Consider the following 25,277-nt stretch of genomic DNA (forward strand, 5'->3'; position numbering starts at 1 on the left):
AATGGCACTTCTTGAAGTTAAAAATTTAACTAAAAACTTTGGTGGTTTGACTGCTGTTGGTGATGTTTCAATGGAACTCAATGAAGGTGAGTTGGTTGGGCTAATAGGGCCAAACGGTGCTGGTAAAACAACCTTGTTCAACCTTTTGACTGGTGTCTATGAGCCGAGTGAAGGGACTGTAACGCTTGATGGTATAGTTCTCAACGGTAAAGCACCTTACAAGATTGCGTCACTCGGTTTGTCACGTACTTTCCAAAATATCCGCCTTTTCAAAGACATGACTGTACTTGAAAATGTTCTTGTTGGTTTATCAAATAAGCAACCTTCAAATTTCTTTGCATCTCTTTTGCGTTTGCCTAAGTACTATTCAAGTGAGGAAGAGTTGAAAGACAAAGCTATGAAGCTCTTGGCTATCTTTAACTTGGATGGTGAGGCAGATACGCTTGCGAAAAACTTGGCTTATGGACAACAACGTCACTTGGAGATTGTTCGTGCGCTTGCAACGGAACCTAAAATTCTTTTCCTTGATGAACCAGCTGCGGGTATGAACCCACAAGAAACAGCTGAGTTGACTGCTCATATTCGTCAAATTCAAAAAGATTTCGGTATTACAATTATCTTGATTGAGCACGATATGAGTTTGGTCATGGATGTCACTGAGCGTATCTATGTTTTAGAATATGGACGCTTGATTGCAGAAGGAACCCCTGATGAAATTAAGAATAACAAGCGTGTTATCGAAGCTTACTTGGGAGGTGAAGCATAATGGCTATGTTAAAAGTTGAAAATCTCTCAATTAAATATGGATCTATCGAAGCTGTTAAAAATGTTAGCTTTGAAGTTAATGAAGGTGAAGTTGTAACTCTTATCGGAGCCAATGGAGCAGGTAAAACATCTATTCTTCGTACAATCTCGGGTCTTGTTCGTCCAACTGAAGGAACGATTTCTTACCTTGGAAATGAAATTCACAAAACACCAGCTCGAAAGATTGTTGCAGAAGGTTTGGCTCAAGTGCCTGAAGGACGTCACGTCTTTGCAGGATTAACTGTAATGGAAAATCTTGAAATGGGCGCTTTCCTTCATACAAATAAAGAAGAAAATGCAGCTCTATTGAAAAAAGTCTTCCAACGTTTCCCACGTCTAGAAGAACGTAAGAATCAAGACGCTGCAACACTTTCTGGTGGTGAGCAACAGATGCTAGCGATGGGTCGTGCCCTAATGAGTCGTCCGAAACTTTTGCTTTTGGATGAACCTTCAATGGGGCTTGCTCCAATCTTTATTCAAGAAATCTTTGATATTATTGAAGACATCAAGGCGCAAGGAACTACAGTTCTTTTGATTGAACAAAATGCCAATAAGGCATTATCAATTGCGGATCGTGGTTACGTTCTTGAAACTGGAAAAGTGGTTCTTTCAGGTACTGGTAAAGAACTTCTTGCATCAGACGAAGTTCGTAAAGCCTATCTTGGAGGATAAGAAAAAGCGCCCAAGGGCGTTTTTTCTATAGTCTCAGACTGATTGTAAGGTACTAATTTTTCAGCAAAATAATGTAATCGGTTACAACTAGTGTGGTATAATACAAGTAAGAGATCATTCGGATGAAAATGAAACATAGCAGTAAAAGATTTTATGACAAAACGTGTGGTTTACGTCTCACCAGAAACAACAGTTGTAACAGCTGCAGACATTATACGTGACAAAGGTTTGCGTCGTTTGCCAGTAATTGAACACGACAAACTGGTTGGTCTTATTACAGAAGGTACAATGGCGGAGGCTTCACCATCAAAAGCAACAAGTTTATCAATTTATGAAATGAACTATCTCCTTAACAAGACAAAAGTCGGAGATATCATGATTAAAAATGTCCTTACTGTTTCCAAATATGCTAACCTTGAGGACGCTACCTACATCATGCTTCAAAACAAGGTTGGAGTTCTTCCAGTGGTAGATAATGACCAAATTTCTGGAATTATTACAGATAAAGATGTATTCCGTGCTTTTTTGAAAATCTCAGGATATGGTCAAGCCGGAATCCGTATTGGACTTGAAGTGCCAGATAATCCACGTGTTTTGGAAAAAAATTGCTAACCTCATTTCTAGTGAAAATCTCAACATTGAACGTACAATTGTTGCATCAAAAACTGATACCATGCTTTGCGTCGAACTACAAGTTGAAGGGGATGTAGAACCAGGGTTTACAGTTGCTGAAATTGCTGAAACAGAAGCAAAAGAATTAGACTAATAAGAAAAGGAGTCAAGACTAAACGAGTTTATTTCGGTGTTCTACTCCCATAGATCAGTATATTAGCAACGGGTTGTTTTTCTATTGGAACGATCAGAAGCTGGCTATAAGTTTTTGTTAGTTTTGGAAATCATAAAGTGTTGTAGAAAGGTAACGTTCACCATTATCAGGCAAAAGTGTCAATACTTTTTTACCTTCGCCGAGTTCAGCAGCAACTTTAAGAGCAGCAGCAATAGCAGCACCTGATGAGATACCAGCTAGGAAACCTTCCTCGCTACCTAATGTACGTGATGTTGAGATAGCCTCATCAGAGGGAATACGTATAACGCTATCATATGATTTTGTATTCAATGTGTCAGGGATAAAGCCAGTTGAGATACCTTGAATTTTGTGTGGTCCTGGTTTATCACCGTTCAAGACAGCAGATTCGTCAGCTTCAATACCATAAACTTTGATGTTTGGATTAGCAGCTTTCAGAGTTTTAGAAACACCCGAAATAGTACCACCGGTACCGATACCAGCTACGAATGCATCCAAACCATCTGCCCCAAAGTCTTCAAGAATCTCTTGACCAGTTGTATCAGCATGGGCAGCTGGATTTGAAGGGTTAGCAAATTGGAGTGGCACCCAACCATCGCGCTCAGCAGCAACTTCTTTAGCCTTAGCGATAGCACCTTTCATTCCTTCGCTACCAGGAGTCAAAACAAGTTCAGCACCGTAGGCTTGGATGATTTTACGACGTTCAACACTCATTGTGTCAGGCATTACGATGACTACCTTGTAACCTTTAGCAGCGCCAACCCAAGCAAGACCGATACCTGTATTACCAGAAGTTGGTTCAATAATAGTATTACCAGGTTTAATTATTCCAGCTTTTTCAGCATCTTCAATCATACGAAGAGCAATACGGTCTTTAACTGAAGAACCAGGATTAAATGCTTCGAGTTTAACATAAACATCTGCTGATCCTTCTGGGACAATAGAATTAAGTTTAATAATTGGTGTTCTTCCAACAAGTTCGGTAATTGAATTGTAAATTGTCATATTCAAAATCCTCTTAATCTTTAATTGATGGTTTTAAGTATACGACGGTAGACCTAACTTGTAAAATACATCTTCTTTATCACTGTGATAATGTTTGACTATCAGATAGGAATCTCAACAATTTTCTTACCGGATTTTTTATAATTTACTTTTCCTTGATAGAATTCAGTAAGCTCTTGACCAAGTCTTTCAATCTCAGACTCTTCAACAAACAAGGTTGTAGAAACATCGGATAGGAAAGTTGTATCAAATTCTTGTATCCCTTCTTTTTCAAGGAAATTGGAGAAGACTTGATATTGAGAGTAGGTCAACTCTACGGTTAGCCCAGTTAATTCCTTGACATCAACTCGACCAATTTCTTCGATTGCATGGGCAACACTACCTGAGTAAGCGCGAATAAGGCCACCAGCACCTAACTTGATCCCACCAAAATAGCGAGTCACAACTGCTACGACATTGGTAAGTCCTTGTTTTTCTAGAACGGTGAGCATGGGCACCCCAGCAGTTCCAGAAGGTTCACCGTCATCACTAGAACGCTTAATTTGACCATCTTCTCCGACAATCATTGCAGAGCAAGAGTGATTGGCCTTGTGATGCTCTTTCTTAATCTGAGCGATATATTCCCTTCCTTCTTCTTCATTGCTAATGCGTTTCAAGTGACAAATAAAACGAGATTTTTTAATTTCTTCTTCAATGATTCCATCGTTGGCAATTGTTTTGTAATCCATAAAAAAATTTTATCATAAAAAGGTGAATTCAAACATATTTTCGAATAGAAAGATATGATACCTAAAGAATATTATGGACGACTATTTACGAAAGAACAGTTACCAGTGGATTATCTCTCAGAGGCTGTAAAATTAGAAAGTATGATAAAGGTTGATAAAAAACTTAGATGTAAAAGATGTTATAGTCGAATAGAGGAAGATTGGCAATTACCGAATGGTCAGTATTATTGTAGAGCGTGTATTGTCTTTGGTCGAAACCAAGAAGGAAAAGAACTCTATTACTTTCCCTCAGAAAAATCAGAAGTAGATTTTCCTGTCTTGAAATGGTCAGGAAAACTGACTCCTTATCAAAATGAGGTCTCGGAGAAGCTTTTAAAGACTTATAAAAATCAAAAAAACAGTCTTGTTCATGCAGTGACTGGTGCTGGTAAGACAGAGATGATTTATAATATTGTTGCCTATGTTCTTGAAAATAAAAATCATGTCGTCATCGCAAGTCCCCGAATTGATGTTTGTCGAGAATTGTTTCTACGCATGCAAAAAGATTTTACTTGTAGTATTTCTCTGCTTCATGCAGATAGTAAACCATATGATGGTAGTCCGCTCGTTATAGCTACCACTCATCAATTACTAAAATTTTATCATAGCTTTGACTTGATTATTGTTGACGAAGTTGATGCCTTTCCCTTTGTAGGGAATGTCATGTATTATTGTTGACGAAGTTGATGCCTTTCCCTTTGTAGGGAATGTCATGTTAAATCATGCTGTTAAACAGGCAACGACGGAAACAGGCCGGTATATTTACTTAACAGCAACTTCTACATTAGCTTTAGAAGAGCAAGTGCGCCTTGGAGCTATAGAAAAGCATCACCTTACTAGACGTTTCCACGGAAATCCTTTAGTCCTTCCTCGTTTCTTTTGGCAAGGAAGGTTACAAAAGTCGTTGACGAGCGAGAAACTTCCAAGCCCTCTAATTCACCAGATTAAGAAGCAGCGTAAATCAAATTTTCCTCTATTAATATTTTTTCCCAATATAGCATTAGGTGAAAAGTTTAGTATTACCCTAAAAAAATATCTCCCTACTGAAAACATAGCCTTTGTTTCATCAAAAAGCGAGGAGCGTTCAACCATCGTAGAGAAATTCCGAAAAAAAGAACTGTCAATCTTAGTGACGACAACTATTCTCGAACGTGGTGTTACCTTTCCACAAGTAGATGTTTTTGTTTGTATGGCAAATCATCACTTATATACTAGTTCGAGTCTTATTCAGATTGGTGGTAGGGTGGGGCGTTCGCCCGAGAGACCTACAGGGAAACTCTATTTCTTTCATGAAGGATTATCTAAGTCAATGTTGCAATGTCGGAAAGAAATAAAAGCAATGAATAAAAAAAGGAGGGTTTGAAAATGAAGTGTCTACTATGTAATGAATGGATTGAACCAGTAGCTCAATTAAATGATTTAATTATGTTTAAACAAAGAAGAGAGTATTCTTGTGAAAATTGTAAAGCTCAATTTAAAAAACTTGGGAAGGCGAGATGTTCAAATTGTTATAAAATAATAGATGGAAATAGTTGCTTTGATTGCAAAATTTGGACGAAAAAAGGCTATATTCCAAAACATTTTGCCATTTATCGTTATGAAGAAAACATGAAAGAGTATTTTAGTCGCTATAAATTTATGGGAGACTATTGTCTTAGAAAAATATTTCAACAAGAAATTAAAGCCAATTTAAAGTCTTTTTTAAAGAAAGGATATATCTTAGTACCTGTCCCCTTGTCGGAAGAACGCCAGGAAGAGAGAGGATTCAATCAAGTTAAAGGATTACTAGAGGGAATCCCCTATAAAAACATTTTTGAAAAAAGAGAGATCGAGAAGCAATCCTCGAGAACACGCGAAAAGCGGTTAGGTCAAGATAATCCTTTCAGTTTGAAGAAAGGTATTAAGCTACCAAGTAAGATCATCATAATCGATGATATTTACACAACAGGATCTACCCTGTATCAAATGGTCAAACTATTAGATGATTTAGATGTCAAAGAAGTTTTGACATTTTCCTTAGCAAGATAATAAAAAACCTTGCAAATTTTCATGAAAAGAATATAATAAAGATGAAGAAAACGCTAACAAGCGAGAAAGAGGTCTTCTATGATTAAATATAGTATCCGTGGCGAAAACATCGAAGTAACTGAAGCACTTCGTGACTATGTTGAAAGTAAACTTAGCAAAATTGAAAAATACTTCCACGAAGAACAAGAACTACATGCACGTGTAAATCTTAAGGTTTATCGCGAAAAGACAGCTAAAACAGCTAAAGTAGAAGTTACTATCCCTACAGGTTCTGTAATACTACGTGCAGAAGATGTTTCACAAGATATGTATGGTTCTATTGACTTAGTGGTCGATAAGATTGCAAGACAAATCCGTAAAAATAAAACAAAAATTGCACGTAAGCATCGTGAGAAAGTTGCAACCGGTGAAATGTTCTCGACTAAATTCAATAAAGAAGAAGCTGAAGAAGCACCAGCTGTTGAAGTTGTGAGAACTAAAAATATTGAGTTGAAACCAATGGATGTTGAAGAAGCAATTCTACAAATGGAGTTGTTGGGACACGATTTCTTTATCTATACTGATAGCGAAGATCATACAACTAACGTACTATATAAGCGTGAAGATGGTAACTATGGTTTGATTGAGGCAAAATAATAAGCAGGTTTATACCCTGCTTATTATTTTTTTAAAACCTCTTGACAGCTATCCAAAAGGGTGCTAAGATATAAAAGTTGTCTTAAGTGATTTGTCTCTAACTCGTAAAAGTTCTAAAACTTTTAAAAAAGCTATTGACAAGTTTAAGAAGGGATGATAATATAAAAAAGCTGTTTCGCGAGAGACGGCCAGCACGAAGAAGAGAAAAAAACTTCAAAAAAAGTGTTGACAAGCTATTCTATCTTTGCTAGAATATAGAAGTTGTCTCAAGAGAGGCAAAGACCTTTGAGAACTGAATAAGAAACCAAGTGCAGGGTTATGATAGAAGAATTATAACCTGTCAATTTACAAGAATAAATCGTCAGACGACGGTAATGAGTTAACGCTCGAACAATTATTAAAGTATTAATGAGAGTTTGATCCTGGCTCAGGACGAACGCTGGCGGCGTGCCTAATACATGCAAGTAGAACGCTGAAGAGAGGAGCTTGCTCTTCTTGGATGAGTTGCGAACGGGTGAGTAACGCGTAGGTAACCTGCCTTGTAGCGGGGGATAACTATTGGAAACGATAGCTAATACCGCATAACAATGGATGACACATGTCATTTATTTGAAAGGGGCAATTGCTCCACTACAAGATGGACCTGCGTTGTATTAGCTAGTAGGTGAGGTAATGGCTCACCTAGGCGACGATACATAGCCGACCTGAGAGGGTGATCGGCCACACTGGGACTGAGACACGGCCCAGACTCCTACGGGAGGCAGCAGTAGGGAATCTTCGGCAATGGGGGCAACCCTGACCGAGCAACGCCGCGTGAGTGAAGAAGGTTTTCGGATCGTAAAGCTCTGTTGTAAGTCAAGAACGGGTGTGAGAGTGGAAAGTTCACACTGTGACGGTAGCTTACCAGAAAGGGACGGCTAACTACGTGCCAGCAGCCGCGGTAATACGTAGGTCCCGAGCGTTGTCCGGATTTATTGGGCGTAAAGCGAGCGCAGGCGGTTTGATAAGTCTGAAGTTAAAGGCTGTGGCTCAACCATAGTTCGCTTTGGAAACTGTCAAACTTGAGTGCAGAAGGGGAGAGTGGAATTCCATGTGTAGCGGTGAAATGCGTAGATATATGGAGGAACACCGGTGGCGAAAGCGGCTCTCTGGTCTGTAACTGACGCTGAGGCTCGAAAGCGTGGGGAGCGAACAGGATTAGATACCCTGGTAGTCCACGCCGTAAACGATGAGTGCTAGGTGTTGGATCCTTTCCGGGATTCAGTGCCGTAGCTAACGCATTAAGCACTCCGCCTGGGGAGTACGACCGCAAGGTTGAAACTCAAAGGAATTGACGGGGGCCCGCACAAGCGGTGGAGCATGTGGTTTAATTCGAAGCAACGCGAAGAACCTTACCAGGTCTTGACATCCCGATGCTATTTCTAGAGATAGAAAGTTACTTCGGTACATCGGTGACAGGTGGTGCATGGTTGTCGTCAGCTCGTGTCGTGAGATGTTGGGTTAAGTCCCGCAACGAGCGCAACCCTTATTGTTAGTTGCCATCATTCAGTTGGGCACTCTAGCGAGACTGCCGGTAATAAACCGGAGGAAGGTGGGGATGACGTCAAATCATCATGCCCCTTATGACCTGGGCTACACACGTGCTACAATGGTTGGTACAACGAGTTGCGAGTCGGTGACGGCGAGCTAATCTCTTAAAGCCAATCTCAGTTCGGATTGTAGGCTGCAACTCGCCTACATGAAGTCGGAATCGCTAGTAATCGCGGATCAGCACGCCGCGGTGAATACGTTCCCGGGCCTTGTACACACCGCCCGTCACACCACGAGAGTTTGTAACACCCGAAGTCGGTGAGGTAACCTTTTGGAGCCAGCCGCCTAAGGTGGGACAGATGATTGGGGTGAAGTCGTAACAAGGTAGCCGTATCGGAAGGTGCGGCTGGATCACCTCCTTTCTAAGGAAAAACGGAATGTACTTGAGTTTCTTATTTAGTTTTGAGAGGTCTTGTGGGGCCTTAGCTCAGCTGGGAGAGCGCCTGCTTTGCACGCAGGAGGTCAGCGGTTCGATCCCGCTAGGCTCCATTGAATCGAAAGATTCAAGTATTGTCCATTGAAAATTGAATATCTATATCAAATTCCATATGTAAGTAATTACATATAGATAGTAACAAGAAAATAAACCGAAACGCTGTGAATATTTAATGAGTTAGGTCGAAAGGCCAAAAATAAGGTTAAGTTAATAAGGGCGCACGGTGGATGCCTTGGCACTAGAAGCCGATGAAGGACGTGACTAACGACGAAATGCTTTGGGGAGCTGTAAGTGAGCAATGATCCAGAGATGTCCGAATGGGGAAACCCGGCAGGTAATGCCTGTCACTCATTACTGTTAAGGTAATGTAGAGGAAGACGCAGTGAACTGAAACATCTAAGTAGCTGTAGGAAGAGAAAGCAAAAGCGATTGCCTTAGTAGCGGCGAGCGAAACGGCAAGAGGGCAAACCGAAGAGTTTACTCTTCGGGGTTGTAGGACTGCAACGTGGACTTAAAGATTATAGAAGAACTACCTGGGAAGGTAGGCCAAAGAGAGTAATAGCCTCGTATTCGAAATAGTCTTTATACCTAGCAGTATCCTGAGTACGGCGAGACACGAGAAATCTCGTTGGAATCTGGGAGGACCATCTCCCAACCCTAAATACTCTCTAGTGACCGATAGTGAACCAGTACCGTGAGGGAAAGGTGAAAAGCACCCCGGGAGGGGAGTGAAATAGAACCTGAAACCGTGTGCCTACAACAAGTTCGAGCCCGTTAATGGGTGAGAGCGTGCCTTTTGTAGAATGAACCGGCGAGTTACGATATGATGCGAGGTTAAGTTGAAGAGACGGAGCCGTAGGGAAACCGAGTCTTAATAGGGCGCATTAGTATCATGTCGTAGACCCGAAACCATGTGACCTACCCATGAGCAGGTTGAAGGTGAGGTAAAACTCACTGGAGGACCGAACCAGTGCACGTTGAAAAGTGCTTGGATGACTTGTGGGTAGCGGAGAAATTCCAAACGAACTTGGAGATAGCTGGTTCTCTCCGAAATAGCTTTAGGGCTAGCGTCGATGTTAAGTCTCTTGGAGGTAGAGCACTGTTTGGGTGAGGGGTCCATCCCGGATTACCAATCTCAGATAAACTCCGAATGCCAATGAGATATAATCGGCAGTCAGACTGCGAGTGCTAAGATCCGTAGTCGAAAGGGAAACAGCCCAGACCACCAGCTAAGGTCCCAAAATATATGTTAAGTGGAAAAGGATGTGGGGTTGCACAGACAACTAGGATGTTAGCTTAGAAGCAGCTATTCATTCAAAGAGTGCGTAATAGCTCACTAGTCGAGTGACCCTGCGCCGAAAATGTACCGGGGCTAAAACATATTACCGAAGCTGTGGATACCTTTATAGGTATGGTAGGAGAGCGTTCTATGTGCGAAGAAGGTGTACCGTGAGGAGTGCTGGAGCGCATAGAAGTGAGAATGCCGGTATGAGTAGCGAAAGACAGGTGAGAATCCTGTCCACCGTAAGACTAAGGTTTCCAGGGGAAGGCTCGTCCGCCCTGGGTTAGTCGGGACCTAAGGAGAGACCGAAAGGTGTATCCGATGGACAACAGGTTGATATTCCTGTACTAGAGTATATAGTGATGGAGGGACGCAGTAGGCTAACTAAACCAGACGATTGGAAGTGTCTGGCCAAGCAGTGAGGTGTGATATGAGTCAAATGCTTATATCTTTAACATTGAGCTGTGATGGGGAGCGAAGTTTAGTAGCGAAGTTAGTGATGTCACACTGCCGAGAAAAGCTTCTAGCGTTAATTATACTCTACCCGTACCGCAAACCGACACAGGTAGTCGAGGCGAGTAGCCTCAGGTGAGCGAGAGAACTCTCGTTAAGGAACTCGGCAAAATGGCCCCGTAACTTCGGGAGAAGGGGCGCTGACTGATGGTCAGCCGCAGTGAAAAGGCCCAAGCAACTGTTTATCAAAAACACAGCTCTCTGCTAAATCGTAAGATGATGTATAGGGGGTGACGCCTGCCCGGTGCTGGAAGGTTAAGAGGAGTGCTTAGCGTAAGCGAAGGCATGAATTGAAGCCCCAGTAAACGGCGGCCGTAACTATAACGGTCCTAAGGTAGCGAAATTCCTTGTCGGGTAAGTTCCGACCCGCACGAAAGGCGTAATGATTTGGGCACTGTCTCAACGAGAGACTCGGTGAAATTTTAGTACCTGTGAAGATGCAGGTTACCCGCGACAGGACGGAAAGACCCCATGGAGCTTTACTGCAGTTTGATATTGAGTATCTGTACCACATGTACAGGATAGGTAGGAGCCTATGACCTCGGGACGCCAGTTTCGAGTGAGGCGTTGTTGGGATACTACCCTTGTGTTATGGCTACTCTAACCCAGATAGGTTATCCCTATCGGGGACAGTGTCTGACGGGCAGTTTGACTGGGGCGGTCGCCTCCTAAAAGGTAACGGAGGCGCCCAAAGGTTCCCTCAGAATGGTTGGAAATCATTCGCAGAGTGTAAAGGTATAAGGGAGCTTGACTGCGAGAGCTACAACTCGAGCAGGGACGAAAGTCGGGCTTAGTGATCCGGTGGTTCCGTATGGAAGGGCCATCGCTCAACGGATAAAAGCTACCCTGGGGATAACAGGCTTATCTCCCCCAAGAGTTCACATCGACGGGGAGGTTTGGCACCTCGATGTCGGCTCGTCGCATCCTGGGGCTGTAGTCGGTCCCAAGGGTTGGGCTGTTCGCCCATTAAAGCGGCACGCGAGCTGGGTTCAGAACGTCGTGAGACAGTTCGGTCCCTATCCGTCGCGGGCGTAGGAAATTTGAGAGGATCTGCTCCTAGTACGAGAGGACCGGAGTGGACTTACCGCTGGTGTACCAGTTGTTCTGCCAAGAGCATCGCTGGGTAGCTATGTAGGGAAGGGATAAACGCTGAAAGCATCTAAGTGTGAAGCCCACCTCAAGATGAGATTTCCCATGATTTTATATCAGTAAGAGCCCTGAGAGATGATCAGGTTGATAGGTTAGAAGTGGAAGTGTGGTGACACATGTAGCGGACTAATACTAATAGCTCGAGGACTTATCCAACGAAAGTAACTGAGATATATTGACAACGATTTGGTTTCTTGATACAGTATAGATATTCAATTTTGAGTTGAGAATACTCAGAGTTAAGTGACGATAGCCTAGGAGATACACCTGTTCCCATGCCGAACACAGAAGTTAAGCCCTAGTACGCCTGATGTAGTTGGGGGTTTCCCCCTGTTAGATACGGTAGTCGCTTAGCAAAAAGGGAGTTTAGCTCAGCTGGGAGAGCATCTGCCTTACAAGCAGAGGGTCAGCGGTTCGATCCCGTTAACTCCCATAGGTCCCGTGGTGTAGCGGTTATCACGTCGCCCTGTCACGGCGAAGATCGCGGGTTCGATTCCCGTCGGGACCGTTCAAGTTGAAATATTTGAGACTCGTTAGCTCAGTTGGTAGAGCAATTGACTTTTAATCAATGGGTCACTGGTTCGAGCCCAGTACGAGTCATATATGCGGGTGTGGCGGAATTGGCAGACGCACCAGATTTAGGATCTGGCGCTTAACAGCGTGGGGGTTCAAGTCATGTAGCCGGCATTAGAAAAAAGTTAGCCGGCTTAGCTCAGTTGGTAGAGCATCTGATTTGTAATCAGAGGGTCGCGTGTTCAAGTCATGTAGCCGGCATTAAAATGGTCCGTTGGTCAAGGGGTTAAGACACCGCCTTTTCACGGCGGTAACACGGGTTCGAATCCCGTACGGACTATATTTGAGTAACTTAGGTTACTCTTTTTATTTTGTTTCTTTTTCTTATATGTTATAATATTATATAGTAAAATTTTTTTGAGGTAAATTTATGTCTAAAATTTTTGTGTTTGGTCACCAAAATCCTGATTCTGATGCTATTGGTTCGTCTTATGGATACGCTTATTTGAAACGTCAACTTGGTGTTGATGCTGAAGCTGTTGCTTTGGGTACTCCAAATGAAGAGACTGCTTTTGTACTTGACTATTTTTCTGTAAATGCTCCTCGTGTTGTTGAGTCAGCACAGTCTGAGGGGGTAAATCAAGTTATTCTTACTGATCATAATGAGTTTCAACAATCTATTTCAGATATTAAGGATGTAGAAGTTATTGAAGTAGTGGATCACCACCGTGTGGCTAACTTTGAGACGGCTAATCCATTAATGATGCGTTTAGAACCTGTAGGTTCAGCTTCTTCGATTGTTTATCGTATGTTTAAAGAAAATAATGTTGAACTTCCTAAAGATGTAGCTGGTTTGCTCTTGTCAGGTTTGATTTCTGATACTCTCTTACTTAAATCGCCAACGACACATGCTTCAGATTTTACAGTAGCTGAAGAACTTGCTCAACTTGCTGGAGTTAATTTAGAAGAATATGGTCTTGCCATGCTTAAGGCTGGTACTAATCTTTCTTCTAAATCAGCTGAAGAACTCATTAATATTGATGCAAAAACATTTGAATTGAATGGGAATCAAGTTCGCATTGCTCAGGTGAATACTGTTGATATTTCTGATGTTCTTTCACGTCAAGCGGAAATTGAAGAAGCTATTAATAGCTCAATTAAAAGTAACGGGTACTCTGACTTTGTGTTAATGATTACTGATATTCTTAACTCAAATTCTGAAATTCTCGCACTCGGATCAAATACTGATAAAGTTGAAAAAGCTTTTAACTTTGTTTTAGAAAATAACCATGCTTTCCTTAAAGGAGCAGTTTCTCGTAAGAAGCAAGTTGTTCCTAAATTGACTGAAAGCTTCAATGTGTAAAAAAGGCTCTGTAGGCCTTTTTTTAGTATGCCGATTAATGATATAATACTCATTATGATAATACAATTTAACCCAAATAAATTAAGTAATCAACCTTTTTTTATGGAATTGGTGAATTATCTATATCACTATCAGCCTGTAACTTTGAGAGAAATAAAAAATCAGTTTCCATTACAAAAGAATATAGATAAATTGATTGAGGAGTTTGTTAAAGTTGGTTATATTGAGAGGTCTGAGAAACGTTACCGTTTATTAATTTCTTTAGTTTCTGATCCTTCTACAATTGATTTATACCAGCATTTCTTTATTGAAAGTGATTCTCCTTCTTATCAAGAACTATTAGAGCGTAGATTTGTTACTGAGATGACTAATTCAACTAATGAAGTGGTTATTATTGAACACACAAGTATCTCGAGAAACGATCTTACGATTTCAAATTATTTTTATAAGTTAAGAGATAATCTTTCATTAACGGAAGAACAAAACAGATTATATAACTTATTAGGTGATCTTAATCCTGAATATTTCTTAAAGCATGTCACAACATTTCTTTTAAAATTTGCAAGAAGGGAGTACGCTCTTCAAAAGAGGAGGAATATTTTTGTTGATGCTTTAGAACTATTAGGATATCTTGTTCAAGTAGAAGATGGGCGTTATATTCTAAATATGGATTTAGACTCCGAAGCATTAGTTTTTTGTGCAAAAAAAGACTAGTTTTATTACTAGTTTTTTTTATGACAACTTTAACGATTCCTTAGTTCAAGATAACGTTTGTACCAGATGTTAACATAAGATTGTGAAAATGGCCCTTTACCATTGTTAATCCAATCTACTAAGATTTTAACATGTTCCTTTAAGATATAGTCAATATCAGGAGAGTAATGCATTTCTTTTTTATGTATTTCATACTCATCTACATCTAGCAATTTTTTCTCACCATCAGCGAAAACTTTGACATCTAAGTCATAGTCAATATATTTTAGCGCTTCTTGGTCCAAAACATATGGACTGGCTAAATTGCAGTAGTAGGAAATGCCGTTATCCCTGATCATGGCTATAATATTAAACCAGTATTTTTTGTGGAAATAAACAATAGCAGGTTCACGAGTTACCCATCGTCTTCCATCTGCTTCAGTAACGAGGGTGTGATCATTAACGCCAATAACAGCATTCTCAGTTGTCTTTAGTACCATAGTATCGCGCCAAGTACGGTGCAATCTACCATCATGCTTATAACTTTGAATTGTGATAAAGTCGCCTTCTTTTGGTAATTTCATGGCGTCCTCTTTCTACAATAGCGGTTATCTTCATTATTGTATCATAATTTTGAGAAAAAAGGGGGGAAATTCTTAGAAATATTCTCTTAGAGCGGAGGCTATAGCATCAAAGTCATAACCTTTTCGGAACAAAGATTGTGTGAGGTGTTGCTTAAGTTCATAACCGTCGTATTTTTTACTAAATTTTTGATATTGCTTTTCTATTTCCTTATAAAGGAGAGCTTGTTCATTTTCTTCATCGGCTTCTAGTTCTAGTTGGTTAATAGCGTTCTTACTTTCTTGGAATGAAAAGCCTTTATTAATGAGGTTTTGAATCAATTTATCCTTTAGAGATTTGGTTGGTAATTTTCCCTGATATTTTCGTAATAATTTTGAAGCTACTTTAATTGCTACTTCCGAGAAATCAAATTGGGTTAATACCTCGTCAATGACTTGTTTCTCACAGCCTTTTTGTAGCCATTTTTGCTTCAAGAAATAGTCACCTTTATCTCCTGAATTTAAATTCTGTTGAGCTAGGCTTTCTAGGAGTTTATAATCATCAATCCAATGGTCTTTCTTTAGATTATCAATGATTTGGGGAATTATATGTGGATTTATTTCATGTTTAAAAAGATAGTCTCTTACTTCTTTTTCAGTACGTTGTTTAAAGGAAATAAAATAGAGGGCCAGATTTTTACCATGTGAGAACTGTGCAAAGTTCTTAATATCCTCTAGCTGATCTTTACTAAGTGCCATTTCTTTTGTTAACATGTACTTGACGATGGTGTCTTCTGTAACATAGAGACTCTCTTTTTTATCTATCTCAACGAGATAGAGCCTTTTTTTCTTCTCAATTTTTGTTATTTTCATAGTTATTATTATATCAAAATGTTAGAATGGTATTATGAATTTACAAGTGAAACAACGTATCCCGCTTAAAATTAAACGCATGGGGATCAATGGTGAGGGTATTGGTTTTTATAAAAAAACACTGGTTTTTGTTCCTGGAGCTTTGAAGGGAGAAGAGGTGTTTTGTCAGATTGTTTCGGTTAGGAGAAACTTTGTTCAGGCAAAACTATTAAAAATTAATAAAGCTTCCAAGTTTCGTGTTGAGCCTGAATGTGGTGTCTATGAAAAGTGTGGTGGCTGCCAGTTGATGCATCTTCGTTATGATAAACAATTAGAGTTTAAAACGGACCTGTTAGGACAAGCTTTGAAAAAGTTCAAACCGGCTAATTTTGAGTCTTACGAGATTCGTCCAACAATAGGAATGAAGCAACCACAACATTATCGTGCTAAACTACAATTTCAAATACGCTCTTTTGGTGGCTCAGTTAAGGCTGGCTTATTTGCGGAAGGAAGTCATCGACTAATCAATATTGATGATTGTTTGGTTCAAGATGAGTTAACGCAAGCGATTATGAATGAGGTTACAAATTTGCTAGATAAATACAAGATACCGATTTATAATGAGCGCAAAATTTCCGGGATTCGCACAGTTATGATACGACGTGCTTTCGGGTCTAATCAGGTCCAGCTAATTTTTGTAACATCTAATCCTGTTTCTTTGACTAAGTTGGTGAAGGAGTTAACTTTAAGTTATCCTGAAATTGTAACAGTTGCTGTCAATTATAACTATTCGAAATCCAGTGAGATTTATGGCCAAGAGACGAAAATTATCTGGGGTCAAGATACAATCCAAGAAGAGGTTCTAGACTATAACTTCGCACTTTCTCCTCGTGCCTTCTACCAGTTGAATCCTAAGCAAACTGAAGTGCTCTATGGTCAGGCAGTTGAAGCTTTGGAAGTGGATAAGTCTGAACACCTTATTGATGCTTATTGTGGTGTTGGTACTATTGGACTTGCATTTGCAAAAAAAGTAAGCACCATTCGGGGGATGGATATTATTCCGGAAGCTATCGAAGATGCTAGAAAAAATGCTGAGTCACTTGGACTGGATAATGCTCACTATGAGGTAGGAAAAGCTGAAGATATTATTCCTCGCTGGTATAAGGAAGGGTATCGAGCGGATGCTCTTATTGTAGATCCACCGAGAACGGGTTTGGATAGTAAGTTACTTAAAACTATACTGGAATATACTCCCAAAAAAATGGTATATGTCTCATGTAATGTATCTACTTTGGCAAGAGATTTAGTTTCTTTAGCTAAGGTATATGATGTGAACTATATTCAGTCAGTAGATATGTTTCCTCACACTGCTCGGACAGAAGCAGTTGTAAAGCTGACTAAGAAATGTAATAAAAGTTAACATGATAAACAAAAAAAATTCAAAATTATTGGAAAATTTCTTTATTTTTCTAAAAAATAGGAGTATAATGGGACTATTGATTTTTTAAAGGAGGAGCGTATGAAGAAGAGCTTCATTAATCAACAAAAGGAAATTTCTTTTGTAAAAAATACTTTCACACGGTATTTAATTGATAAACTTGACCTCGTTGAAGTGCAAGGGCCTATTTTGAGTAAGGTCGGGGATGGTATGCAGGATAATTTAAATGGTATTGAAAATCCTGTAACTGTTAATGTACTTCAGATTCCTGACGCAACATACGAAGTTGTTCACTCATTAGCAAAATGGAAGCGCCATACTTTGGCTCGTTTTGGTTTTAATGAAGGTGAAGGGCTCATGGTTAATATGAAGGCTCTTCGTCCAGATGAAGACTCATTGGATGCAACGCACTCCGTTTATGTTGACCAATGGGATTGGGAAAAGGTTATTCCTGATGGACATCGTAATATTGCGTATTTGAAGGAAACCGTCGAGACAATCTACAAAGTTATTCGTTTGACTGAGCTTGCTGTTGAGGCACGTTACGATATTGAAGCCGTCTTACCTAAGAAAATTACCTTCATCCATTCAGAAGAGCTTGTTGAGAAGTACCCTGATTTGACACCGAAAGAGCGTGAAGATGCTATAACCAAAGAATATGGTGCTGTATTCTTGATTGGTATTGGTGGTGTTCTTCCTGACGGGAAGCCCCATGATGGTCGTGCACCTGACTATGATGACTGGACAACTGAGTCTGAGAAGGGTTATCATGGTTTGAATGGAGATATTTTGGTTTGGAATGAGCAATTAGGACATGCTTTTGAGTTATCATCAATGGGGATTCGTGTTGATGAAGATGCACTTAAACGTCAGGTTGAAATTACTGGTGACCAAGATCGTTTGAAATTGGATTGGCACCAAGCCTTGTTACATGGCAAATTCCCACTAACAATTGGTGGTGGTATTGGTCAATCACGTATGGCTATGTTCTTGCTACGTAAAAAACATATAGGTGAGGTTCAAACTTCAGTTTGGCCAGATGCCGTTCGTGAAACTTACGAAAATATCTTGTAAAAAGAGTACTAACGAAAGTTAGTGCTTTTTGATTTGGAATAAATTGTGCATTATTGATTAGAAAATTTATTATTAGACTAGGTTTCGTGAGAGTTGACTATATTTTCATTATAAAGAAAAACCTATCCCTTGTAGGAGATAGGTTATAAAATTTTAGTTGTTGCTACGGAAAAATGCGTCATAGAGCGCTCTAACGGCTTCTTTCTCTTGTTCAGTTTCAATTACAAACATTACAGAAACTTCACTTGATCCCTGAGAAATCATTTCAAGGTTAATGTTCTTTTCAGAGAGTGCTTTGGCTGCTGTCGCTGTAACACCGATGTGGTCTCTCATATTTTCACCAACAATCACTAGGATAGAAAGGCCATGTTCAATTTCAACTTCATCAACACCAAGTTCACGCGTCAAATAAGAGAGGATTTCTTGTTCTTTGATTGGGGTAAGTTCACGTTCTCGAATAATGATTGAAAGGTCATCAATTCCAGAAGGCATGTGTTCCCAACGGATGTTTAAATCTTCCAAGATTTGTAGCACCTTACGTCCGAAACCTACCTCGCGGTTCATGAGGTATTTACTCATATTGATGCTGACAAACTTGTCATCGCTAGCAATACCAACAACTGGAACAGTTGCTCCCTGGTGTTCAAGAATAATACGTGTGCCTGGGTGGTCCGGATTATTGGTGTTTTTGATAACTAATGGAATCTTACCACGATATGCTGGGAGGAGAGCTTCATCATGAAGAACCGAGAATCCAGCATATGCCAACTCACGCATTTCTTTGTAAGTCAACTCTGGAATAGAGTGCGGTTCATGTACTACACCTGGGTGGGCTGCAAAAATACCATCTACATCTGTAAAGTTTTCATATAGGTCAGCTTTAACACCTGCCGCTACGATAGAGCCTGTGATATCAGAGCCTCCTCGTGAGAATGTACAGATTTGATTATCAGAGGTGACCCCAAAGAATCCAGGAATAATCAGAACCTCATCTGATTCACGAAGTTCTTCTAACTTATCATATGAACCCGGAAGAATACGAGCGTTGCCTGGCTCACTTGAGACCAAGATACCAGCTTCGCGAGGATGAACGTAGCGTGCTTCAATATCGTTATTGCGGAAATATTCAGCAATTAATTTTGCATTATTGTCCTCTCCAGCAGCTAGGAAGGTATCATGGAGGAAATCATTATCCTCGATGGGAAGCGTAGCGAGGTCAGTAATAGCTTTGGCAATTTTTACCATCTCTTTTGATTTGAAACCTAGTTCATCAACTATAGCTTGGTAGCGGTTAATAATCCATTCTTGGTCAGCTTTAACATCAGCACCCTTTATATAGTGTTTGTAGTATTTAATTAGGGCATCTGTAACTTTGGTATCCTCATCGTTACGTTTACCAGGGGCAGAGACAACGACAAAGCGGCGTTCAGGGTCAGATTTTACAATGTTTAAGACTTTTTCTAATTGTGTTGCTGAAGCGAGTGAGCTTCCGCCAAATTTGATGACTTTCATAGTTACTCCAAAAAAATTATAAATTACTCTACAATTATAGCAAAATTCTGACAATTTGTCACATTATTTTTAAAAGTGAGTAAGATTTAGTCTGATTATGATACAATAAAGGAAGAAAAGGAGGATGTCCCGTGGTAGAGGCAATTATTTTTGATATGGATGGTGTCCTTTTTGACACTGAAAAATATTATTATGATCGACGGGCAAGTTTTTTAGGCCAAAAGGGTATTTCAATAGATCATTTGCCCCCGTCTTTCTTTATAGGTGGAAATACTAAGCAGGTTTGGGAAAATATCCTTAGAGATGATTATGATAAGTGGGATGTGTCAACTTTACAAGAAGAGTACAATACTTATAAACAAAATAATCCCTTACCCTATAAAGAATTAATTTTTCCTGATGTTTTAAAGGTTTTAAATGAAGTGAAATCTCAAGGGTTGAAAATAGGCTTAGCCTCTAGCTCAGTGAAAGCAGATATCTTTAGAGCTTTGGAGGAAAATCGTTTGCAAGGTTACTTTGATATTGTTCTCTCAGGAGAGGAATTCAAAGAGAGTAAACCCAATCCAGAGATTTATTTGACAGCGTTAAAGCAATTAAACGTGCAAGCAAGTCGTGCTCTTATCATTGAAGATAGTGAAAAAGGAATTGCCGCTGGGGTAGCTGCAGATGTAGAGGTCTGGGCAATTAGAGATAATCGGTTTGGTATGGATCAAAGTGCTGCAAAAGGTTTATTGGATAGTCTTACAGATATTTTAGACTTAATAAAATAGAAAACAACACCGAGCTTGTCTCCTCGGTGTTTTGATGTATCAAATTAAAAAAATATAAGTTTATGTTGATCTTTAGGTGGACTATGGTATACTAGGAAATAAAGACTTATGGTTTGATTATCAAATTATCTATATATCAAATAAAATTGTGATAAAAAATTAAATAACATGCGGTTTTGATATAGTAACTAGTTATCGGAAGGAGTGCTAAAATGGCTTACGAAACAATTCTTTATAGTGTTGAAGAGGAAGTGGCAACATTAACTCTCAATCGCCCTGAAGTGCAAAATGGATTTAACATTCAAGTTTGTGATGAGATTATGGCTGCAATCGAGGAAGCAGGGGAAGATGCATCTGTGAAGTTCTTGGTTATCAATGCTAAGGGAAAAGTCTTTTCTGTTGGTGGAGATCTTGATCAAATGAAAAAAGCTGTTGCTGTGGATGATGTACAATCTTTGGTTCGTATTGCTGAGCAAGTGAATGAAATTTCTTTTGCTCTTAAAAAATTGCCTAAGCCAGTCATCATGGTTGTTGATGGGCCCTGTGCAGGTGCCGCTGCTAACTTAGCAGTTGCAGCAGATTTCACAATTGCATCTGAAAAAGCTAAATTTATTCAAGCTTTTGTAGGTGTTGGTTTGGCTCCTGATGCTGGTGGTCTGTACCTTTTGACTCGTTCAATCGGTATTAATCGTGCTACTCAAATTACCATGACAGGAGAGCTTGTGTCAGCTGAGAAAGCTTTAGATTGGGGAATTGCTTACAAAGTAGTCGATTCAGAAAAACTTGAGAAAACAGTGAGTCAATTGATTAAGAAATTAAATCGTTCTTCAGTTAATTCATTCAAAGCAATTAAAGAAATGGTTTGGGAATCTGAATTTGCAGGTTGGGAAAAATACGCTAAGCTAGAGCTTGATTTGCAGAAATCTCTTGCATTTACAGAGGACTTTAAAGAAGGTGTACGTGCTTATAGTGAACGTCGCCGCCCTAAATTCCAAGGAAAATAAACTTGTTTTCAGAAATTAAAACTAAAGCTTTCAAATTGGACTTGCTAAATTAGTTTGAGTCTGATATAATTTGATAATCAAATCTTATTGAAAGGAGTCTGGTGTGGATTACGATAAAATTAATGGCTATCTTGTTGATATTTTTAATAACGTCGTTATTATCGAAGAAGCAAGTTTGAAAAATTCAAAGTTTAATGATATTTCCCTCAAGGAAATGCATACCATTGATGTTATTGGTACACATCCAGATACGACACCAAGTGCAGTTGCTAGAGAGCTTATGTTAACCCTTGGTACTGTAACAACTTCTCTCAATAAACTTGAAAAGAAAGGATATATTATTCGTACGCGATCATCTGTTGATCGTCGTGTGGTCCATCTATCACTTTCTAAAAAAGGTCGTCTGGTATATCGTCTTCACCGTGCTTTCCATAAATCAATGGTGATGCGGATTACAGAAGGCTTTAACGACGAGGAATTAAAGGTTATGAGCAAAGGTTTGGAAAATCTCCATGCCTTTCTTGAGGAGTTGAAATAATGGCATTTGCAAAAATTAGTCAGGTTGCCCATTATGCACCTGCTCAGGTCGTGACCAACGATGACCTATCTAAAATTATGGATACCAGTGATGAGTGGATTCGCTCACGTACAGGGATTCAAGAACGTCGCATTTCATTAAATGAGAATACAAGTGATTTAGCTACCAATGTTGCTTATCAGCTGTTGGAAAAGTCGGGATTATCTCCTGAAGAGCTAGACTTTGTTTTAGTTGCAACGATTTCTCCTGATAACTCAATGCCGTCAGTGGCAGCACGTGTTCAAGGAACAATTGGAGCAGTTAATGCCTTCGCTTTTGATATTACTGCGGCATGCAGTGGTTTTGTCTTTGCTTTGGCAACCGCAGAAAAATTGATAAAGTCAGGAGCTTACAAAAAAGGTTTAGTTATTGGTGCTGAAGTTCTTTCAAAAACTTTAGACTGGTCTGATCGTGCAACAGCAGTTCTTTTTGGAGATGGGGCTGGCGGTGTTTTATTAGAAGAATCTGAAGAAGAACACTTTTTTGGTGAATCTTTAAATACCGACGGTAGCAAGGGCGGTCTTGAGTCGGGAGCTTCTGCAGTTATTTCGCCTTATTCTGATGGTACTGAGCAGCCTAATCCCTATATGCAAATGGATGGTAAAGCAATCTTTGATTTTGCTGTGAAGACTGTTTCGAAGAGTATTAAAGCATTGGTTGAAGAAAAAGGTGAACCTGATTACTTCCTTCTTCATCAAGCTAATATTCGTATTTTGGATACTATGGCTAAGAAAATTGATGTTAGTCGTGATAAATTTCTGGCTAACATGATGTCTTATGGTAATACCAGTGCAGCAAGTATTCCAATCTTACTTTCTGAGAATGTGGCGAATGAGACTCTTAAATTAGGCAGTGATCAAACAATTCTTCTCTCAGGTTTTGGTGGGGGTTTGACATGGGGCAGTCTAATTGTTAAAATCTAGTTATATAAATTATGCACCAGCATAGATTATAAGAAATATATTTATCTTAAAGGAGAAAATAAAATGGCAGTATTTGAAAAAGTACAAGAAATCATTGTTGAAGAACTTGGGAAAGATCCAGAAGAAGTAAAAGTAGAAACTACTTTTGACGAACTTGATGCTGATTCACTTGATGTATTCCAAGTTATCTCAGAAATCGAAGATGAATTCGATATTCAAATCGAAACTGAAGAAGGTCTTAACACGGTTGGTGACCTTGTTGCTTACGTAGAAGAGAAAACTAAATAAGCAGGGCATAGAGAATATTCTTATTAGGAATATTCTCATTTGTTTATAAAATTACTTTGATTATTAAACTATTTATTTGATTAGAAAATCGAAAAAAAGGTGAAAAATGAAACCTCGTATTACAGAACTGTTAGGAATTAAATATCCAATCTTCCAAGGTGGTATGGCCTGGGTTGCTGATGGTGACTTGGCTGGAGCTGTTTCAAATGCTGGTGGACTCGGAATTATTGGTGGCGGTAATGCCCCTAAAGAAGTGGTAAAAGCTAATATTGACAGAGTGAAACAAATCACTGACAAGCCATTCGGTGTTAATATTATGCTTTTGTCGCCATATGTTGACGATATTGTTGACCTTGTTATTGAAGAAGGTGTAAAAGTTGTTACAACTGGTGCAGGCAACCCAGGTAAATATATGGAACGTTTCCACGAAGCCGGTATCACAGTTATTCCAGTTATCCCATCAGTTGCACTTGCTAAACGTATGGAAAAACTTGGAGCGGATGCTGTTGTTGCAGAAGGTATGGAAGCTGGTGGTCACATCGGTAAATTGACAACTATGGCTCTTGTTCGACAAGTTGCAGATGCGGTATCTATCCCGGTTATTGGGGCTGGTGGTGTTGCTGATGGACGTGGTATGGCTGCTGTTCTAATGCTTGGAGCAGAAGCTGTGCAGGTTGGTACGCGTTTCGCTGTTGCCAAGGAATCTAACGCTCACCAAAACTTCAAGGATAAGATTTTGAAGGCTAAAGATATCGATACTGTGATTTCCGCTTCTGTTGTAGGACACCCTGTTCGTGCCATTAAGAATAAGTTGGCTACAGAGTACAATCAGGCTGAAAAAGATTTCTTAGCTGGTAAGAAAACTCAAGAGGAAATTGAAGAGCTTGGTGCAGGTGCACTTCGTAATGCCGTTGTTGATGGAGATGTGGAGTATGGTTCAGTTATGGCTGGACAAATTGCAGGTCTTGTTCGTAAAGAAGAAACGTGTGCAGAAATCTTGGAAGATTTGTACACAGGTGCTGAAAAGGTAATTAAAGAAGAAGCTGCTCGTTGGGCAGATGTAAACGTCTAAAAACATCGAAAGGATTATGATAGTGACAAAACGTGCTTTCTTATTTACTGGTCAAGGAGCTCAGAAATTGGGTATGGCAAGTGATTTGTATGCGGCATATCCCGTTGTCAAAGAAACATTTGATACGGCTAGTCGTATTTTAGGTTATGATTTGCGTGAATTGATCGATTCTAACGAAGAAAAACTTAATCAAACACGCTATACTCAACCAGCTATTTTGACAACGTCAGTTGCTATTTATCGTCTCTTGGCAGAAAATGGTATCGCTCCTGATATTGTTGCTGGACTTTCTCTTGGAGAATATTCTGCCCTGGTTGCAGCTGGTGCCCTTTCATTTGAAGATGCAGTAGCCTTGGTTGCTAAACGTGGGGAATTCATGGAAACTGCAGCTCCAGCTGGAAGTGGAAAAATGGTTGCTGTCATGAACACGGATCCAAATTTGATTGAAGAGATTTGTCAAGAAGCTTCTGAAAAGGGTGTAGTAACGCCTGCCAACTATAATACTCCAGCACAAATTGTAATTGGTGGTGAGGTTGTGGCTGTTGATTATGCTGTAGAATTACTTAAAGAAGCAGGTGCAAAACGCTTGATTCCTCTTAATGTATCAGGCCCATTCCATACAGCTTTACTTGAATCAGCTAGTCAAAAATTGGCAGCAGAACTAGAAAAAGTGTCATTCAATGACTTTGTCCTCCCACTGGTAGGTAATACTGAGGCTCAAATTATGAAGTCAGAAGACCTTAAAGCTCTTTTGGCTCGTCAGGTGATGGAACCTGTACGTTTTTATGATTCGATTGCCACTATCCAAGATTTTGGTGTAGATGAAGTGATTGAGATTGGGCCAGGAAAAATCTTGTCAGGTTTCTTGAAGAAAATTGATAAAACCTTACCAACTCAAAATGTTGAAGATCAAGCTAGTCTTGAAGCCCTTCTTAATGCTTAAAACGAGGT

General features: G+C 39.7%; 20 protein-coding genes, 6 tRNA genes, 3 rRNA genes and 2 pseudogenes. 26 read left to right on the forward strand and 5 right to left on the reverse strand.

All coding sequences use genetic code 11. From position 1 onward, the window contains the following. The first annotated feature begins 1 nt into the window (after position 1). The 3 genes and pseudogenes from NSQ85_RS07760 (at position 2) to NSQ85_RS07770 (ending at position 2,242) form a co-directional block, all read left to right on the forward strand. Positions 2 to 766: an ABC transporter ATP-binding protein gene (locus NSQ85_RS07760; protein WP_002949740.1), complete on the forward strand. Its 765-nt coding sequence runs from the start codon at positions 2 to 4 to the stop codon at positions 764 to 766. Beyond that, on the forward strand, positions 766 to 1,476 hold the full coding sequence (locus NSQ85_RS07765) for an ABC transporter ATP-binding protein (protein ID WP_014607989.1): 711 nt from the start codon (positions 766 to 768) through the stop codon (positions 1,474 to 1,476). Before NSQ85_RS07760 ends, NSQ85_RS07765 begins: the two co-directional genes overlap by 1 nt. Positions 1,477 to 1,611: 135 nt before the next feature. Further along, positions 1,612 to 2,242, forward strand: a pseudogene (locus tag NSQ85_RS07770) (CBS domain-containing protein). 117 nt (positions 2,243 to 2,359) lie between these two features. Here NSQ85_RS07770 and cysK read toward each other — a convergent pair. Together cysK and NSQ85_RS07780 are read right to left on the reverse strand one after the other, a co-directional pair. Continuing rightward, positions 2,360 to 3,286: a cysteine synthase A gene (gene cysK / locus NSQ85_RS07775; protein WP_179974252.1), complete on the reverse strand. Its 927-nt coding sequence runs from the start codon at positions 3,284 to 3,286 to the stop codon at positions 2,360 to 2,362. A 101-nt stretch (positions 3,287 to 3,387) separates the two neighbouring features. Then, the gene (locus tag NSQ85_RS07780) at positions 3,388 to 4,014 is read right to left on the reverse strand and encodes a YigZ family protein (protein ID WP_002949745.1); all 627 of its coding nucleotides are present in this window, start codon (positions 4,012 to 4,014) and stop codon (positions 3,388 to 3,390) included. Between the two features lie 54 nt (positions 4,015 to 4,068). Here NSQ85_RS07780 and NSQ85_RS07785 point away from each other — a divergent pair. The 14 genes and pseudogenes from NSQ85_RS07785 (at position 4,069) to NSQ85_RS07850 (ending at position 14,277) form a co-directional block, all read left to right on the forward strand. Then, positions 4,069 to 5,438, forward strand: a pseudogene (locus NSQ85_RS07785) (DEAD/DEAH box helicase). Next, a complete protein-coding gene (locus tag NSQ85_RS07790) occupies positions 5,419 to 6,081 on the forward strand; it encodes a ComF family protein (RefSeq protein WP_179974254.1) in 663 nt (220 codons plus the stop codon). Before NSQ85_RS07785 ends, NSQ85_RS07790 begins: the two are co-directional and overlap by 20 nt. A 78-nt stretch (positions 6,082 to 6,159) precedes the next feature. Continuing rightward, on the forward strand, positions 6,160 to 6,717 hold the full coding sequence (hpf, locus tag NSQ85_RS07795) for a ribosome hibernation-promoting factor, HPF/YfiA family (protein ID WP_179974255.1): 558 nt from the start codon (positions 6,160 to 6,162) through the stop codon (positions 6,715 to 6,717). 404 nt (positions 6,718 to 7,121) lie between these two features. Then, positions 7,122 to 8,669, forward strand: a 16S ribosomal RNA gene (locus NSQ85_RS07800). 54 nt (positions 8,670 to 8,723) lie between these two features. Further along, a tRNA-Ala gene (locus tag NSQ85_RS07805) sits at positions 8,724 to 8,796 on the forward strand. A gap of 147 nt (positions 8,797 to 8,943) precedes the next feature. Beyond that, a 23S ribosomal RNA gene (locus NSQ85_RS07810) occupies positions 8,944 to 11,843 on the forward strand. An 83-nt stretch (positions 11,844 to 11,926) separates the two neighbouring features. After that, positions 11,927 to 12,042: ribosomal RNA gene (gene rrf, locus NSQ85_RS07815) — 5S ribosomal RNA — on the forward strand. Together the 16S, 23S and 5S rRNA genes with 6 tRNA genes alongside form the textbook arrangement of a ribosomal RNA operon. A gap of 5 nt (positions 12,043 to 12,047) precedes the next feature. Then, positions 12,048 to 12,120, forward strand: a tRNA-Val gene (locus NSQ85_RS07820). A gap of 2 nt (positions 12,121 to 12,122) precedes the next feature. Beyond that, positions 12,123 to 12,195, forward strand: a tRNA-Asp gene (locus NSQ85_RS07825). 19 nt (positions 12,196 to 12,214) lie between these two features. Then, a tRNA-Lys gene (locus tag NSQ85_RS07830) sits at positions 12,215 to 12,287 on the forward strand. A 101-nt stretch (positions 12,288 to 12,388) separates the two neighbouring features. Beyond that, positions 12,389 to 12,461: transfer RNA gene (locus tag NSQ85_RS07835), tRNA-Thr, on the forward strand. A gap of 7 nt (positions 12,462 to 12,468) precedes the next feature. Continuing rightward, positions 12,469 to 12,540, forward strand: a tRNA-Glu gene (locus NSQ85_RS07840). Positions 12,541 to 12,630: 90 nt separating this feature from the next. Further along, positions 12,631 to 13,563 carry a manganese-dependent inorganic pyrophosphatase gene (locus tag NSQ85_RS07845; protein WP_179972647.1) on the forward strand — a complete coding sequence of 311 codons (933 nt, stop codon included), beginning with the start codon at positions 12,631 to 12,633 and terminating at the stop codon, positions 13,561 to 13,563. Between the two features lie 54 nt (positions 13,564 to 13,617). Further along, positions 13,618 to 14,277 carry a DUF1803 domain-containing protein gene (locus NSQ85_RS07850; RefSeq protein WP_179972981.1) on the forward strand — a complete coding sequence of 220 codons (660 nt, stop codon included), beginning with the start codon at positions 13,618 to 13,620 and terminating at the stop codon, positions 14,275 to 14,277. A 29-nt stretch (positions 14,278 to 14,306) separates the two neighbouring features. On the opposite strand, the gene ntdP is transcribed toward NSQ85_RS07850, so the two are convergent. Beyond that, positions 14,307 to 14,840 (reverse strand): nucleoside tri-diphosphate phosphatase, encoded by a 534-nt coding sequence (gene ntdP / locus NSQ85_RS07855; RefSeq protein ID WP_002949762.1) that lies wholly within the window; start codon positions 14,838 to 14,840, stop codon positions 14,307 to 14,309. A 72-nt stretch (positions 14,841 to 14,912) separates the two neighbouring features. After that, on the reverse strand, positions 14,913 to 15,689 hold the full coding sequence (gene recX / locus NSQ85_RS07860) for a recombination regulator RecX (protein WP_179974256.1): 777 nt from the start codon (positions 15,687 to 15,689) through the stop codon (positions 14,913 to 14,915). Between the two features lie 34 nt (positions 15,690 to 15,723). On the opposite strand from recX, the gene rlmD reads away from it, so the two are divergent. Together rlmD and asnA are read left to right on the forward strand one after the other, a co-directional pair. Next, the gene (gene rlmD, locus NSQ85_RS07865; RefSeq protein WP_179974257.1) at positions 15,724 to 17,088 is read left to right on the forward strand and encodes a 23S rRNA (uracil(1939)-C(5))-methyltransferase RlmD; all 1,365 of its coding nucleotides are present in this window, start codon (positions 15,724 to 15,726) and stop codon (positions 17,086 to 17,088) included. Between the two features lie 99 nt (positions 17,089 to 17,187). Next, complete coding sequence (gene asnA, locus NSQ85_RS07870; RefSeq protein ID WP_179974258.1) at positions 17,188 to 18,180, forward strand: aspartate--ammonia ligase; 993 nt, start codon at positions 17,188 to 17,190, stop codon at positions 18,178 to 18,180. 153 nt (positions 18,181 to 18,333) lie between these two features. Here asnA and NSQ85_RS07875 read toward each other — a convergent pair whose 3' ends face one another. Further along, complete coding sequence (locus NSQ85_RS07875; RefSeq protein WP_179974259.1) at positions 18,334 to 19,692, reverse strand: aspartate kinase; 1,359 nt, start codon at positions 19,690 to 19,692, stop codon at positions 18,334 to 18,336. 131 nt (positions 19,693 to 19,823) lie between these two features. Here NSQ85_RS07875 and NSQ85_RS07880 point away from each other — a divergent pair, with 131 nt between their 5' ends. The 7 genes from NSQ85_RS07880 to fabD all read left to right on the forward strand — a co-directional run bounded on the left by NSQ85_RS07880 (position 19,824) and on the right by fabD (position 25,269). Further along, positions 19,824 to 20,462 carry an HAD family hydrolase gene (locus NSQ85_RS07880; protein ID WP_179972652.1) on the forward strand — a complete coding sequence of 213 codons (639 nt, stop codon included), beginning with the start codon at positions 19,824 to 19,826 and terminating at the stop codon, positions 20,460 to 20,462. Positions 20,463 to 20,674: 212 nt separating this feature from the next. After that, positions 20,675 to 21,466, forward strand: a complete 792-nt coding sequence (locus NSQ85_RS07885) for an enoyl-CoA hydratase (RefSeq protein ID WP_179974260.1) — start codon at positions 20,675 to 20,677, stop codon at positions 21,464 to 21,466. Positions 21,467 to 21,569: 103 nt separating this feature from the next. Further along, the gene (fabT, locus tag NSQ85_RS07890) at positions 21,570 to 22,004 is read left to right on the forward strand and encodes a fatty acid biosynthesis transcriptional regulator FabT (protein WP_014727328.1); all 435 of its coding nucleotides are present in this window, start codon (positions 21,570 to 21,572) and stop codon (positions 22,002 to 22,004) included. Continuing rightward, positions 22,004 to 22,966, forward strand: coding sequence for a beta-ketoacyl-ACP synthase III (locus NSQ85_RS07895; RefSeq protein WP_002949773.1), 963 nt, complete (start codon positions 22,004 to 22,006; stop codon positions 22,964 to 22,966). The genes fabT and NSQ85_RS07895 overlap by 1 nt, the downstream gene beginning before the upstream one ends. A gap of 63 nt (positions 22,967 to 23,029) precedes the next feature. Further along, positions 23,030 to 23,254 (forward strand): acyl carrier protein, encoded by a 225-nt coding sequence (locus NSQ85_RS07900; RefSeq protein WP_002949775.1) that lies wholly within the window; start codon positions 23,030 to 23,032, stop codon positions 23,252 to 23,254. 106 nt (positions 23,255 to 23,360) lie between these two features. Further along, on the forward strand, positions 23,361 to 24,326 hold the full coding sequence (fabK, locus tag NSQ85_RS07905; protein ID WP_179972654.1) for an enoyl-[acyl-carrier-protein] reductase FabK: 966 nt from the start codon (positions 23,361 to 23,363) through the stop codon (positions 24,324 to 24,326). A gap of 22 nt (positions 24,327 to 24,348) precedes the next feature. Next, the gene (fabD, locus tag NSQ85_RS07910) at positions 24,349 to 25,269 is read left to right on the forward strand and encodes an ACP S-malonyltransferase (RefSeq protein ID WP_179972655.1); all 921 of its coding nucleotides are present in this window, start codon (positions 24,349 to 24,351) and stop codon (positions 25,267 to 25,269) included. Positions 25,270 to 25,277: the final 8 nt, after the last annotated feature.

Source organism: Streptococcus sp. FSL L8-0526, assembly GCF_038007145.1.
Taxonomy (GTDB): domain Bacteria; phylum Bacillota; class Bacilli; order Lactobacillales; family Streptococcaceae; genus Streptococcus; species Streptococcus thermophilus.

What these genes read in the sequence shown, in the direction of transcription:
- NSQ85_RS07895 (WP_002949773.1), top strand. Translation starts at nt 22,004, where the DNA reads ATGGCATTTGCAAAAATTAGTCAGGTTGCCCATTATGCACCTGCTCAG.
- NSQ85_RS07765 (WP_014607989.1), top strand. Translation starts at nt 766, where the DNA reads ATGGCTATGTTAAAAGTTGAAAATCTCTCAATTAAATATGGATCTATC.
- hpf (WP_179974255.1), top strand. Translation starts at nt 6,160, where the DNA reads ATGATTAAATATAGTATCCGTGGCGAAAACATCGAAGTAACTGAAGCA.
- ntdP (WP_002949762.1), bottom strand. Translation starts at nt 14,840, where the DNA reads ATGAAATTACCAAAAGAAGGCGACTTTATCACAATTCAAAGTTATAAG.
- NSQ85_RS07885 (WP_179974260.1), top strand. Translation starts at nt 20,675, where the DNA reads ATGGCTTACGAAACAATTCTTTATAGTGTTGAAGAGGAAGTGGCAACA.
- NSQ85_RS07780 (WP_002949745.1), bottom strand. Translation starts at nt 4,014, where the DNA reads ATGGATTACAAAACAATTGCCAACGATGGAATCATTGAAGAAGAAATT.
- cysK (WP_179974252.1), bottom strand. Translation starts at nt 3,286, where the DNA reads ATGACAATTTACAATTCAATTACCGAACTTGTTGGAAGAACACCAATT.
- NSQ85_RS07790 (WP_179974254.1), top strand. Translation starts at nt 5,419, where the DNA reads ATGAAGTGTCTACTATGTAATGAATGGATTGAACCAGTAGCTCAATTA.
- NSQ85_RS07875 (WP_179974259.1), bottom strand. Translation starts at nt 19,692, where the DNA reads ATGAAAGTCATCAAATTTGGCGGAAGCTCACTCGCTTCAGCAACACAA.
- recX (WP_179974256.1), bottom strand. Translation starts at nt 15,689, where the DNA reads ATGAAAATAACAAAAATTGAGAAGAAAAAAAGGCTCTATCTCGTTGAG.
- NSQ85_RS07760 (WP_002949740.1), top strand. Translation starts at nt 2, where the DNA reads ATGGCACTTCTTGAAGTTAAAAATTTAACTAAAAACTTTGGTGGTTTG.
- asnA (WP_179974258.1), top strand. Translation starts at nt 17,188, where the DNA reads ATGAAGAAGAGCTTCATTAATCAACAAAAGGAAATTTCTTTTGTAAAA.
- rlmD (WP_179974257.1), top strand. Translation starts at nt 15,724, where the DNA reads ATGAATTTACAAGTGAAACAACGTATCCCGCTTAAAATTAAACGCATG.
- NSQ85_RS07845 (WP_179972647.1), top strand. Translation starts at nt 12,631, where the DNA reads ATGTCTAAAATTTTTGTGTTTGGTCACCAAAATCCTGATTCTGATGCT.
- fabK (WP_179972654.1), top strand. Translation starts at nt 23,361, where the DNA reads ATGAAACCTCGTATTACAGAACTGTTAGGAATTAAATATCCAATCTTC.
- NSQ85_RS07850 (WP_179972981.1), top strand. Translation starts at nt 13,618, where the DNA reads ATGATAATACAATTTAACCCAAATAAATTAAGTAATCAACCTTTTTTT.
- NSQ85_RS07900 (WP_002949775.1), top strand. Translation starts at nt 23,030, where the DNA reads ATGGCAGTATTTGAAAAAGTACAAGAAATCATTGTTGAAGAACTTGGG.